Source organism: Isoptericola sp. NPDC055063 (assembly GCF_053608125.1).
In genome coordinates this window covers 49379-61630 of record NZ_JBSGUW010000006.1, presented here as the reverse complement: position 1 = coordinate 61630, position 12252 = coordinate 49379, and the positions used below count along the sequence as shown (strand labels likewise).

10 protein-coding genes are annotated in these 12252 nt (G+C 75.1%); 5 read left to right on the top strand and 5 right to left on the bottom strand.

From position 1 onward, the window contains the following. Window positions 1-79: 79 nt before the first annotated feature. Window positions 80-469, bottom strand: a complete 390-nt coding sequence (locus ACWF41_RS08860; protein ID WP_380322081.1) for an MmcQ/YjbR family DNA-binding protein — start codon at window positions 467-469, stop codon at window positions 80-82. Window positions 470-604: 135 nt separating this feature from the next. On the opposite strand from ACWF41_RS08860, the gene ACWF41_RS08855 reads away from it, so the two are divergent. Next, on the top strand, window positions 605-1741 hold the full coding sequence (locus ACWF41_RS08855; protein WP_380322099.1) for an LLM class F420-dependent oxidoreductase: 1137 nt from the start codon (window positions 605-607) through the stop codon (window positions 1739-1741). Window positions 1742-1744: 3 nt separating this feature from the next. On the opposite strand, the gene ACWF41_RS08850 is transcribed toward ACWF41_RS08855, so the two are convergent. Beyond that, the gene (locus tag ACWF41_RS08850) at window positions 1745-2176 is read right to left on the bottom strand and encodes an MGMT family protein (protein ID WP_380322078.1); all 432 of its coding nucleotides are present in this window, start codon (window positions 2174-2176) and stop codon (window positions 1745-1747) included. A 76-nt stretch (window positions 2177-2252) separates the two neighbouring features. Between ACWF41_RS08850 and ACWF41_RS08845 the strand changes: the two genes are divergently transcribed. Continuing rightward, entirely contained in the window at window positions 2253-3566 is a 1314-nt protein-coding gene (locus tag ACWF41_RS08845; protein WP_380322075.1) for a GNAT family N-acetyltransferase, read from the top strand. After that, the gene (locus tag ACWF41_RS08840) at window positions 3566-4582 is read left to right on the top strand and encodes a phosphotransferase (protein WP_380322072.1); all 1017 of its coding nucleotides are present in this window, start codon (window positions 3566-3568) and stop codon (window positions 4580-4582) included. Before ACWF41_RS08845 ends, ACWF41_RS08840 begins: the two co-directional genes overlap by 1 nt. Here ACWF41_RS08840 and ACWF41_RS08835 read toward each other — a convergent pair. Beyond that, complete coding sequence (locus ACWF41_RS08835; RefSeq protein WP_380322069.1) at window positions 4573-5589, bottom strand: Fpg/Nei family DNA glycosylase; 1017 nt, start codon at window positions 5587-5589, stop codon at window positions 4573-4575. The genes ACWF41_RS08840 and ACWF41_RS08835 overlap by 10 nt on opposite strands. A gap of 14 nt (window positions 5590-5603) precedes the next feature. Then, window positions 5604-6071 (bottom strand): ribose-5-phosphate isomerase, encoded by a 468-nt coding sequence (locus tag ACWF41_RS08830; protein ID WP_380322066.1) that lies wholly within the window; start codon window positions 6069-6071, stop codon window positions 5604-5606. 63 nt (window positions 6072-6134) lie between these two features. Between ACWF41_RS08830 and ACWF41_RS08825 the strand changes: the two genes are divergently transcribed. After that, window positions 6135-8147 carry a M13 family metallopeptidase gene (locus ACWF41_RS08825; RefSeq protein ID WP_380322063.1) on the top strand — a complete coding sequence of 671 codons (2013 nt, stop codon included), beginning with the start codon at window positions 6135-6137 and terminating at the stop codon, window positions 8145-8147. A gap of 198 nt (window positions 8148-8345) precedes the next feature. Here ACWF41_RS08825 and ACWF41_RS08820 read toward each other — a convergent pair whose 3' ends face one another. After that, window positions 8346-9377, bottom strand: coding sequence for a hypothetical protein (locus ACWF41_RS08820; RefSeq protein ID WP_380322060.1), 1032 nt, complete (start codon window positions 9375-9377; stop codon window positions 8346-8348). Between the two features lie 224 nt (window positions 9378-9601). Between ACWF41_RS08820 and pepN the strand changes: the two genes are divergently transcribed. Beyond that, on the top strand, window positions 9602-12184 hold the full coding sequence (pepN, locus tag ACWF41_RS08815; protein ID WP_380322057.1) for an aminopeptidase N: 2583 nt from the start codon (window positions 9602-9604) through the stop codon (window positions 12182-12184). Window positions 12185-12252 lie beyond the last annotated feature (68 nt).

Below are 12252 nucleotides of genomic sequence, written 5' to 3'. Positions count from 1 at the left end.
CGGAGCGCACGAACCGGGCCCGCGGGCTCGCGGACCGGGCCCGCGGGCTCGCGGACCGGGCCCGCGGACCGCGGACCGCTCAGGCCAGCAGCTCCGGGTGCGCCGCGGCGACCCGGCGGGGCGCCTTGGCGAGCCAGGCGTCCAGGATCAGCTCGCGCAGCGCGGCGTCGTCCACCGCCTCCAGCCGCACGAGGACGACCGGCACCCCGTCGAGGTGCGGGATGGTGAACGTCTCGGGGCGGGCGGCGAGCACCGCCTCCTTCTCCCCGAGGTCCTCCACGACGACCGCGAGGATCGGCCCCTCGGGGACGGGGTCGTCGCCGAACCGCCGCAGGTCGGCCTTGCTGAACGGGCGGTGCCACGTGAACACCCGCCCGGACACCGCCCAGGCACGGTTCCGGAACGTCGTCGTCTCCGTCACCTCGGGCAGCGCCGCGGCCGCGCGGCCCGCGTCGTCGATCGTCGCCATCCCCCGAACCTAGCCGCGCGCCCGCGGCGCGCACGGCGTCGGCTAGGGTGTGACGGGCATTACCCCGTACTGCGGGTACCGGACACTTTCCGGCGGTCCCATCTCGACGAGGAGCATCCCCGCCCCATGAGCACGCTGCGCATCGGCATCCAGACCGGCTACTGGTCCCGCAAGCCCCCGAAGGGCATCGTCCCCGCGCTGGTCGCGGCCGAGGCCCTCGGCCTCGACTCGGTGTGGACGGCGGAGGCCTACGGGTCCGACGCGTTCACCCCGCTGGCCTGGTGGGGGTCACGCACGCGACGCCTGCGGCTCGGGACCGGCATCGCGCAGATGGCGGCCCGCACGCCTACCGCCACCGCGATGCAGGCGATCACGCTCGACCACCTGTCGGGCGGTCGCTTCGTGCTGGGTCTCGGGGCCTCCGGCCCGCAGGTCGTCGAGGGCTGGTACGGCCAGCCCTACCGCCGCCCGCTGGCGCGGACGCGCGAGTACGTGGACGTGGTGCGCCAGGTCTTCGCCCGCGAGCGCCCCGTGACCGCGGACGGCGAGTTCTTCCGCCTGCCCCTGCCCGCGGACGCCCCCGGCGCCACGGGCCTCGGCAAGGCGCTCAAGCCGACCGTGCACCCGCGCCGCGCCGACATCCCGATCGTGCTCGCGGCCCAGGGCCCCAAGAACGTCGCCCTCGCGGCCGAGATCGCCGACGGCTGGATGGCCGGCTTCTACGCCCCGAAGGCCGACGCCGAGCACCGCGAGCTCCTGTCCGCCGGGTTCGCGCAGCGCGCCGACGAGCGCACCCCCGCCTCGGAGTTCGAGGTCCTCGCGACGGTGCCCGTCGTCGTGCGCGACGACGTCGAGGCCGCGGCGGACGTCATCCGCCCCCACATCGCCCTGTACGCGGGCGGCATGGGGTCCAAGGAGGCCAACTTCCACAAGGCCTCGCTCGACCGCCTGGGCTACGCCGCCGAGCTCGACGAGGTGCAGGCGCTGTATCTCGCCGGCCGCAAGGAGGACGCGGCGCGCGCCGTGCCCACCGCCCTCGTCGAGGAGATCGCCCTGGTGGGCCCCGCGGACAAGGTGGCCCGCGACCTCGCGCGCTGGGACGACACCGCCCTGACCACGCTGCTGCTGCAGGGCGACCCGTCCTCGATGCTCACCGTGCTCGCCGCCTCGCAGGCCGCCCGGAGGACCGACGACGGCGGCACGCCCCTCGGTGCTCGCGTGCGCGCCGTCGCCGGCACCGCCGCCGCGCGGGTGGCACCCTCGAAGGCCTGACCGTCAGACCGCCGCGCCGTCGTCCTCGGGGAACCAGACGGCGCGGCGCAGGTCCACGCGCCACCCGTCGCGGCTCAGCGGGCATCCCTCCGCCCGCAGCGCGTCGAGCGCGGCGGTGACGTGACGGGCGGGCGGGGCCCCGGACGCGTTGACCACGCGCCACCACGGCACCGGGTGGTTGTCCTGGACCGGGCCCACGACGGCGGCGCCCTCCGGCACGAGGTGCGCGTACCGGTCGCCCGAGCCCGACATCACCTGCCCCACCTGCCGCGGCCCCCCGCGCCCCAGCCGCTCGCCGACGATCTCCGCGATCAGGCCGTACGTCATCGCCCGGCCCGGCGGGATGCGGCGCACCAGGGCCAGGACCTCGGCGGCGTACTCGTCCGGGCCGTCCAGGGGCTCGTCGGTGGGCGCGGTCTCGTCGGCGGCGTGCACACGCCCGACCCTACGGCCGCCCGGGCGGCGCGGAAATCGGCTGGCCGCGGGACGCGCACGGCGCCACGATCGGGCTGTGACCTCCGACCGCTCCCTCCCCCTGCCCGCCGACCTGCCCGTCGGCTACCGTTCCCGGCAGCTCACCGCCGACGACCGTCGCGCGCTGCTCGACCTCGACACCTGGGCGTTCCCCGACCCGCACTCCGTCGCCGAGTTCGACGACCTGCCGCTCCCGCTGACGTGGGAGCGGGCGGTCGGCGTCGAGCGCGAGGACGCGCCCGACGCGGGGCTCGCCGCGATCCACGCCTCGTACCCGTTCTCCCGGTTCCCCGTGCCGGGCGCCACGCTGCCCACGGCCGGCCTCACCTGGGTGGGCGTGCACCCGCAGCACCGCCGCCGCGGCCTGCTCACCGCCATGATCGACCAGCACCTCGCGCGCTGCCGCGAGCGCGGCGAGGCGCTGTCGGCGCTCTTCGCCGCGGAGGCCGCCATCTACGGGCGGTTCGGGTACGGCAAGGCGGCGGACGACCTGCGCGTCACCGTGCCGCGCGGTGCCGCCCTGCGCGACGTCCCCGGGGCTGCGGAGCACACGGTGCGAGTGGAGCACGCCGACCGCGCACGCCACGGCGAGCTCGTCGCCCGCCTGCACCGGGCCCCGGGGCTGCCCGACGACTCGGCGGGGATCAACCGGCCGGGCTGGGCGACGCGGGAGACCGACGCCCTGTGGGAGAGCTACTGGGCGGACCCGAAGACGTTCCGCGCGAGCGGGCGCGAGTCGCTGCGGATCGTCGTCGTGGAGCGGGACGGCGAGCCCCGCGGCTACGCGACGTTCCGCCGCAGCATGGACTGGCAGGTCACCGGGCCCCGCGGCACCGTGCACCTGGGCGACGTGGTGGCGCTCGACGCGGCCGCCGCCCGCGCCCTGTGGGGCGTGCTGCTCGACCTCGACCTCATGAGCAGCACGAACCCGTTCCTGCTGCCCGCCGACGACGTCGTGATGAGCCTGCTCGTCGACGCGCGGGCCGTGGACGCCCACATCACCGACAACGTGTGGGTGCGCGTCGTCGACGTCCCCGCCGCCCTCGCCGGGCGCCGCTACCAGGCCGACGTCGACGTGGTCCTCGGCGTCACCGACGCCCGCCTGCCCGACAACACCGGGTCGTGGCGCGTGCGGGCGACGGCGTTCGGCGAGGCCACGTGCGAGCGGACCGACGCCGCGCCCGACCTGGAGCTCGACGTGCGGGAGCTCGGCGCCGCATTCCTCGGCGGGACGTCCCTCGTCGCGCTGGCGGGCGCGGGGCTCGTCGTCGAGCGCTCCGCGGGCGCGCTCGCACACGCCGGCGCGGCGTTCGGGTGGCCGCTGGCCCCCGCCTGCGGCTGGGTGTTCTGATGGCCGGCGCGTTCTCCACCACGGTGACCTCCGCCGCCTGGCGGTCCGAGGTCGCCGCGTGGACCGAGGACGCGCTCGCCCGCCGGGGCGTGCGCGTCCTCGTCCCGGCCGACCAGACGCGGGTGCGCCCCTGGTCCACCCAGCTCGTCCTCGAGACCGACGCCGGGCGTGCCTGGTTCAAGGCCGGCTGCCGGGCGGCGGCGCACGAGCCGGCGCTGCAGCGGCTGCTGGCCGAGATCGCGCCCGACCAGGTCGACGCCCCGCTCGCGGTCGAGGCCGCGCGAGGATGGATGCTCACCGCCGACCGCGGCGCGACCCTGCGCGAGCGCCGCGACCCGTCGACGGCCGACTGGGCCGCCGTGCTCGTGCGGTTCGCGCGCCTCCAGCAGGACGTCGCCGAGCGGCGCGACGAGCTCCTGGCGACGGGCCTGCCCGACTGCTCCCCCGGCACCCTGCCCGGCCGGTTCGACGCCGTCCTGGACCACCTGCGGACGCTGCCGCCGGGGCACCCCGTCCGGCTCGACGAGACGACCGCCGCCGCCCTCGACCGCGCGCGACCCGCCGTCCGCGCCGCCGCCGACCTCCTCGCCGCAGGCCCCCTGCCGGCCACGCTGCAGCACGGCGACCTGCACCCGGGCAACGTGTTCGAGACGGGCGGCGCGCTGCGCGTCTTCGACCTCGGCGACGCGCAGTGGGCGCACCCGCTGGAGGTGCTCGAGGTGTCCTCGGCGGTCGCCCGCGACGCCGGGGTGGCCTGGGCGCCCGTCGAAGCCGCGTACCGGTCGTCGTGGGAAGCGTGGCTCGCGGCGCGCGGCCTGCCCGGGTTCGACGACGGCGCGACCGGGGGCGAGGGCGCCGGCTGGGACGGCCTGCGCCGCGCCGCCGGTACCGTGCACGCCGTCAACCGCGCGTGGGCGTGGTGCGGGGCGCTCGCCGAGGCCACCGACGCCGAATGGGCGGACTGGGGCGAGGCCCCGGGCCGCCACTTGTCCGGGGTGCTGCGGCGTCAGGCCTGACAGACCCCGCACCAGAAGAGGTTGCGGCCGGCCAGCTCCTTGGTGAGCACCGGGGCGCCGCACACGCGGCACGGCAGCCCGTCGCGGTGGTAGACGTAGAAGGCCTCGTCGGCCGGGACGGCGCCGACCGTGCCGTCGGTGTTCTGGCGGGTGCGACGGGCGGCGACGTGCACGCCGTCGGGGACGCGGTGCTCGGGGCGGGTCGTGACGATCGCGCCGGTGGCGGCCCCGTCGCGCATGAGGACCACGAGGTCGTCCCACATCGCGGCGAGGGCGGCCGCGGGCACGTCGCGCCCCGGCCGCAGGGGGTCGAGCCCGGCGCGGAAGAGCGCCTCGGCGCGGTAGATGTTGCCGACCCCGGCGATCACCGCCTGGTCCATGAGCTGCTGACCGACCGTCACGCGCGAGCGCCGCACGCGCTCGACGAAGGCCGTGCGGGACCCGTCGCCCCCGTCGCGGATGGGGTCCGGCCCGAGGCGCGCCTCGACGGCCGCCTTCTCGCGGTCCGTGAGCACCTCGCACGCCGTCGGCCCGGTGAGGTCCGCGACGGCGTGGGCGCCCACCAGGCGCAGCCGCACCGCGCCGCGCGGCGCCGGCGGGGTCCAGTCCCCCGCCCCGGGTGCCTGCTCGTCCGCACCAGGATGGATCGGGTCGGGGAGGTCCGGCGTCGTCTCCCGCTCGCCGATGCGGCGGCGCGGCGCGCCGATCGCGTGCACGACGTCGGCGCTGCCGTCGCCCGCGAACGTCCACGCGCCGTAGAGGCCCAGGTGCACGCGCAGCCAGCGCACGTCGTCGGCCGCCGCGGCGGCGTCGTCGTCCGAGCCCACGGGCGCGAACGCGCAGAACAGCTGCTTGCCCCACGCCTCGACGGCCGCCACGCGGCGGCCGTCGAGCAGCGCGGCACCGCCCGCGAACCGGCCCTGCGGGCTCGAGACGGCGAGCGGCTGCCCGCCGAAGAGCCCGTCCAGGGCGCGCGCGAGGCGGTGGACGGTGTGGCCTTCGGGCACGTCGGTCGATCAGCTCAGGAGATGGCGGACACGTCGTGCGACGCCTCGTACGCGGCCATCTTGTCGATCCGGCGCTGGTGGCGGGCGTCGCCGCTGAACGGCTCCGCGACGAACGCCTCGACGAACGACGTCGCCTCCTCGACGGGGTGCATGCGCCCGCCGACGGCGATGACGTTGGCGTCGTTGTGCTGGCGGCCCAGGCGCGCGGTCTCCAGCGACCAGGCAAGCACCGCGCGGACGCCCACGACCTTGTTCGCGGCGATCTGCTCGCCGTTGCCCGACCCGCCGATGACGATGCCGAGCGAGCCCGGCTCCGCCACGACCGCCTCGCCCGCGGCGATGCAGAACGCGGGGTAGTCGTCCTGCGGGTCGTACTCGTGCGCCCCGTGGTCGACGACGTCGTGCCCGGCGGCGCGCAGGTGGTCGACGAGGTGGGACTTGAGCTCGTATCCGGCGTGATCGGCGGCGATGTGCAGACGCATGGCCCCATTCTCCCCCACGACGGGACCGTCCCACACGAGGACGGGGCGCCGTAGGGTGACGCCATGACTGCCGACGCCACCGGGCTGCGGTCCGGTATCGACCTCTCCGCCCTCGACCAGGGCGTCCGCCCGCAGGACGACCTCTACCGCCACGTGAACGGGCGTTGGCTCGCCCAGCACGAGATCCCCGCCGACCGCGCCATGGACGGCGCGTTCCGCGCCCTGCACGACCTCTCCGAGGAGCGGGTCCGCGCCATCATCACCGACCTCGCCGCCACCGAGGACCTCGACCCCGCGTCCACGCCCGCCAAGATCGGCGCGCTGTACGCGAGCTTCCTCGACACCGACCGCGTGCAGCAGCTGGGCACGGCGCCCGTCGCGCCGGAGCTGGCGCAGATCGTGGACGCCACCTCGTCGGCGGAGCTCGTCGACGTGCTCGGCGCGCTCCAGCGCACGGGCGGGGGCGGCGCCGTGGCGTTCTACGTCGACAACGACGCGAAGGACCCCGAGACGTACGTGACGTACCTCGTGCAGGGTGGGCTCGGCCTGCCGGACGAGGCGTACTACCGCGAAGACCAGTACGCCCCCGTCCGGGAGAAGTACCTCCCCCACCTGGCGCGCATGCTCCGCATCGCGGGCGTCACGGCGAGCTCGGCGTGGGCCGCCGACCCCGAGGACGCCGCGGCCCGCGTGCTCGCCCTCGAGACCAAGCTCGCCGCACACCACTGGGACGTCGTGCGCGACCGCGACGCCGACCTCACCTACAACCCGATGACGCTCGCCGACCTCGTCGAGCAGGCGCCCGGCTTCGACTGGCGCGCCTGGGCCGCCGCGCTCGGCGCCCCCGCCGGGTCGCTGGACTCGCTCGTCGTGCGCGAGCCGTCGTTCGCCACCGGGTTCGCCGAGCTGTGGCGCTCCGAGCCGCTCGCCGACTGGAAGCTGTGGGCCGCGTACCACCTGCTCACCGCCCGCGCCGCCTACCTCGACGAGGACACCGTCGAGGCCAACTTCGACTTCTACGGCCGCACGCTGTCCGGCGCGCAGGAGGTCCGCGACCGCTGGAAGCGCGGCGTCGCGCTCGTCGAGCGCGCGCTCGGCGAGGCCGTCGGCGAGCAGTACGTCGAGCGGCACTTCCCGCCGGAGCACAAGGAGCGGATGGACACGCTGGTCGCGAACCTCGTGGCCGCGTACCGCGAGTCCATCGAGCAGCTCGACTGGATGACGCCCGAGACCAAGGTCAAGGCCCTCGCCAAGCTCGAGCGCTTCACGCCCAAGGTCGGCTACCCCGTGAAGTGGCGGGACTACTCCGCGCTCGAGGTCGACGCCGCCGACCTCGTCGGCAACGTGCGCCGGGCCCACGCCTTCGAGCAGGACCACGAGCTCGGCAAGATCGGCCGACCGATCGACCGCGACGAGTGGTTCATGACGCCGCAGACCGTCAACGCGTACTACAACCCCGGCATGAACGAGATCGTCTTCCCCGCGGCGATCCTGCAGCCCCCGTTCTTCGACCCGGACGCCGACGACGCCGTGAACTACGGCGGCATCGGCGGCGTCATCGGGCACGAGATCGGCCACGGCTTCGACGACCAGGGCTCCAAGTACGACGGCGACGGCCGCCTCGAGGACTGGTGGACCGAGACCGACCGCACCGAGTTCGAGAAGCGGACCTCCGCCCTCATCGCCCAGTACGACGCGTTCCGGCCCGCGCAGCTGCCCGAGGACGGCCCGCACGTCAACGGCGCGCTCACCATCGGCGAGAACATCGGCGACCTCGGCGGCCTGTCCATCGCGATCAAGGCGTACCGCATCGCGCTCGGCGGCTCGCTCGACGACGCCCCCGTCGTCGACGGCCTCTCCGGGCTCGAGCGGATCTTCCTCGGCTGGGCCCAGGTGTGGCAGTCCAAGGGCCGCGACGAGGAGATGGTGCGCCGCATCGCCACCGACCCGCACTCGCCCAACGAGTTCCGCTGCAACGGCGTGGTGCGCAACCTCGACGAGTTCCACGCCACCTACGGCGTCGGCCCCGACGACGCACTGTGGCTCGCCCCCGAGGAGCGCGTGCGTATCTGGTGACGCCGGGCGAGGTGTCGGCGGCTGGGGACGGCGCGCCGGGGTGTGCTTCTCGCGAGGCGCACCATCCGGCCGCTCGTCCCTCGCGGCCTCCCGCCAGGCCCGGCCAGCCTCGCGACATCGACACCCCTCCCCCGCCTTCGCGCCGCCCGTCGTCGGCCCGCGTTCCAGCGGTGGAGGGGTGTCGGTCTGTCGGCGGCGTCAGCGCTGCCCGATGCCGGCGCGGGCGAGGGAGAAGCCCTTGCCCGTGGGGTCGTGGATGCAGGACATGCCGGTCTTCTCGCTCGTGCAGGTGAAGTCGCCCTCGGTGCGCGACTCGCCGTAGTCGAGGACGTCGGCGTCGCCCCCGGCGGTCTTCGGCTGCTGGGAGGCGGGGACGCAGGGCAGCTCGACCTGGCCGTCGGAGTCGACCGTCGCGACGTAGCCGACCGTGCCGTCGCAGCCGTCCACGGGAGCGGGCTGCTGGTTCAGCTGGGCGATGCCGCACGACACGCCGTCCGCGTAGATCGTGCAGGTGATGTTCTTCGACGGGGAAGCGAGCTGCGCCACGGCCGCCCCCTGCATCGGCGTGTCCTCGGACGCCGAGACCGACGGCGTGGGCGTGGTGATCGGGTCGGCCCCCGCCTCGGGCGGGTTCGGGGACGACGACGTCAGGATCTGCACGGCGAACACCGCGGCCAGGGCGATGAGCACGACGTCGACCACGATGAACGCGATCCAGCCCGCCGAGAGCCGGCGACGGCGCGGCGGCTGCGGCGGCGGGGGGACGGCGCCGCCCGCCGGGTACGTGCCGCCCGGGGCCGGCGGCGCGGGCGCGGGCTGCGCGTACACCGGCTGCTGCACCTGGGTGGCCGCCACGGACGCCGGCGTGGCCTGGTACGCCGACTCGTAGCCGGCCCCGGCGGCGGCCGGTGCGGGCGCGTAGGCGGGCTGCTGCCCGTACGACGCGGGCGGGATCTGCTGGGTGGGCTGGTACGCCGGCGCCGGCACGGGGCTCGCGGGGACGCTCGGAGCGGCGTCCGGGGGCGGCGGGACCGGGGCGTGCGCGGTCGGCGCCGGGGGCGCGGCGGCGACGGACGGCGCGGTGACCTGCTGCAGCGGCACCTCCGCCATCGGGTCGACGGCGGACGGGCGCTGGTACGCGGACGCGACGCGGCGCACGCCGGCGGGCGGCGGCACGGTCGGCGGCCTGCCGTCGTGCCCCGGCGGGGGCGGCGGAACGGTGCCGGACATCTGGACTCCCTCCAGTCACTCCTCGGGCGTCGTCGGGCGGTGTGCCGGGCATCCTCGCCGCGACGACGCACCGGGCAGGATGTCACGATCCGGTCTCGACGGTCGAACCCGTCCCCCGCGGAACGGGGGAATTCCGTGCGTCGGCCCTGGTTCGAGGTGGCATCATCGTGCGCGAGCCTGCGCGGCCATCACGCGCTGCACCACCTTGAAACGAGGGAGAACCCGTGCCCGGAGAGAACCTGACCCGCGCCGAGGCGATCGAGCGCGCCGACGTCGTCACCGACGTCGAGTCGTACGCCATCGACCTCGACCTCACCACCGGCCCGACCACGTTCGCGTCCACCACCGTCATCCGGTTCTCCGCCACCCCGGGCGCGAGCACCTTCGTCGACCTGGTCGCGCCGTCCGTGCGCGAGGTCGTGCTCAACGGGCGCACGCTGGACCCGGCCGAGGTGTTCGCCGACTCGCGCATCGCGCTCGCCGACCTCGCCGCGACCAACGAGCTGCGCGTCGTCGCCGACTGCGCCTACACCAACACGGGCGAGGGCCTGCACCGCTTCGTCGACCCGGTCGACGGCGAGGTCTACCTCTACACGCAGTTCGAGGTGCCGGACGCCCGCCGCGTCTTCGCCACCTTCGAGCAGCCGGACCTCAAGGCGCCGTTCCAGGTCACGGTGACCGCCCCCGCCGTCTGGGAGGTCGTGTCGAACCAGCCGACGCCGGAGCCGGCCACCGCCACGCACGCGACGGACGCCGCCGTCCCGACCGCGACGTGGACGTTCGAGCCGACCCCGCGCATCTCGTCCTACCTGGTGGCCCTGGTCGCCGGCCCCTACGCCGTGCAGCGCGGCGAGCTCACGTCGTCGGACGGCCGCACGATCCCGCTGGGCGTGTTCTGCCGCTCGTCGCTGGCCGAGCACCTCGACGCCGACTACATCATGGAGACCACCCGCAAGGGCTTCGCGTTCTACGAGTCGACGTTCGGCGTGCCGTACCCGTTCGACAAGTACGACCAGCTCTTCGTGCCCGAGTACAACATGGGCGCGATGGAGAACCCGGGCTGCGTGACGTTCACCGAGTCCTACGTCTTCCGCTCCCAGGTCACCGACGCGATCCGCGAGCGCCGCGTCGTGACGATCCTGCACGAGCTGGCCCACATGTGGTTCGGCGACCTCGTCACGATGAAGTGGTGGAACGACCTCTGGCTGAACGAGTCGTTCGCCGAGTACGCGTCCACGCTCGCCACCGCCGAGGCCACCGAGTGGGAGGCCGCCTGGACCACGTTCTCCGCCATGGAGAAGACCTGGGCCTACCGCCAGGACCAGCTGCCCTCCACCCACCCGATCGTCGCGGAGATCCGCGACCTCGAGGACGTGCAGGTCAACTTCGACGGCATCACCTACGCCAAGGGCGCGTCGGTGCTCAAGCAGCTCGCCGCGTGGGTCGGCCGCGAGGAGTTCCTCTCCGGCGTCTCCGCGTACTTCCGCAAGCACGCGTGGTCCAACACCGAGCTGCGCGACCTTCTCGTCGAGCTCGAGGCCACGAGCGGCCGCGACCTTACCGCGTGGTCGAAGGCGTGGCTGGAGACGGCCGGCGTGAACACGCTCCGCCCCGAGATCGAGGTCGACGCCGAGGGCCGCATCGCCGGCTTCGCCGTGCTGCAGTCGGCGCCCGCCGACTACCCGACCATCCGCCCGCACCGCCTCGGCATCGGCTGCTACGACCTGGTCGAGCAGACGGACGGCTCGGTGGCGCTGGAACGCACCCACCAGGTCGTCATCGACGTCGACGGCGAGCGCACCGACGTGCCGGAGCTGGTCGGCCAGGAGCGTCCGGCGCTCGTGCTCCTCAACGACGACGACCTCGCGTACGCGAAGATCCGCCTGGACGACGAGTCCCTCGCGGTCGCCGTCGAGCACCTGTCGCACATCAGCGACCCGCTGGCCCGATCGCTCGTCTGGGGCTCGGTCTGGGACGCGGTGCGCGACGGCGAGACCCCCGCGTCGTCGTACGTGGACCTGGTGCTCGGCAACATCGCCGCCGAGACGGAGTCGACGACGGTCCGCACCACGATGAACCAGCTCGGCCTCGCCGCCCGGTCGTACGTGGCTCCCGAGCGCCGTGCGGCGACCCTGGCGCGGATCGGCGACCGCCTCTGGGCGCTCGCGCAGGACGCCGAGGCGGGTTCCGACCTGCAGCTGCAGCTCGTGAAGTTCTTCGCGGCGCTGGCCTCGACGTCCGAGCACGCGGCGCCTCTGCGCGGGCTGCTCGACGGGTCCGTCGTCCTCGACGGCCTCGAGGTGGACACCGACCTGCGGTGGGAGCTGCTCGAGAGCCTCGTGCTGCTCGGCGTGGCCGACGACGCCGAGATCGACGCCGCCCTCGCGCAGGACGACACCGCGACCGGCCGCCAGGCCGCCGCCCGGGCCCGCGCCGCCCGGCCGACGGTCGCCGGCAAGGAGGCCGCGTTCGCGTCGGTCGTCGACCAGGCGGACGTGCCGAACGCGATCATCCGCTCCACCGCCGCGGGCTTCGCGCACGTGACGGACCCGGCCGTGCTGGAGTCGTTCGCCGCCCGCTGGGTCGACGCGCTCCTGCCGATCTGGACCACGCGGACGTACCACATCGCGGAGGAGCTCATCGAGGGCCTCTACCCGGCGCCGCTCGCGTCGGCCGCGCTGCGCGACGCCGTCCGCGGCTGGCTGGACGCGCACGCGGACGCCCCGGCGGCCCTGCGCCGCATGGTGGTCGAGCAGCTCGCCGGCACCGAGCGCGCGCTCGCCGCCCAGGTCGTCGACGCCGCCTGACGCCGCCCCGACGCACGGAACCCCGCCCGGTCTCGGTCGACCGGGCGGGGTTCCGTCTGCGTGTTCCC

Excerpts from the sequence above, each read along its gene's own strand:
- ACWF41_RS08820 (WP_380322060.1), bottom strand. The coding sequence starts at position 9,377 with ATGTCCGGCACCGTTCCGCCGCCCCCGCCGGGGCACGACGGCAGGCCG.
- ACWF41_RS08830 (WP_380322066.1), bottom strand. The coding sequence starts at position 6,071 with ATGCGTCTGCACATCGCCGCCGATCACGCCGGATACGAGCTCAAGTCC.
- ACWF41_RS08825 (WP_380322063.1), top strand. The coding sequence starts at position 6,135 with ATGACTGCCGACGCCACCGGGCTGCGGTCCGGTATCGACCTCTCCGCC.
- ACWF41_RS08840 (WP_380322072.1), top strand. The coding sequence starts at position 3,566 with ATGGCCGGCGCGTTCTCCACCACGGTGACCTCCGCCGCCTGGCGGTCC.
- ACWF41_RS08860 (WP_380322081.1), bottom strand. The coding sequence starts at position 469 with ATGGCGACGATCGACGACGCGGGCCGCGCGGCCGCGGCGCTGCCCGAG.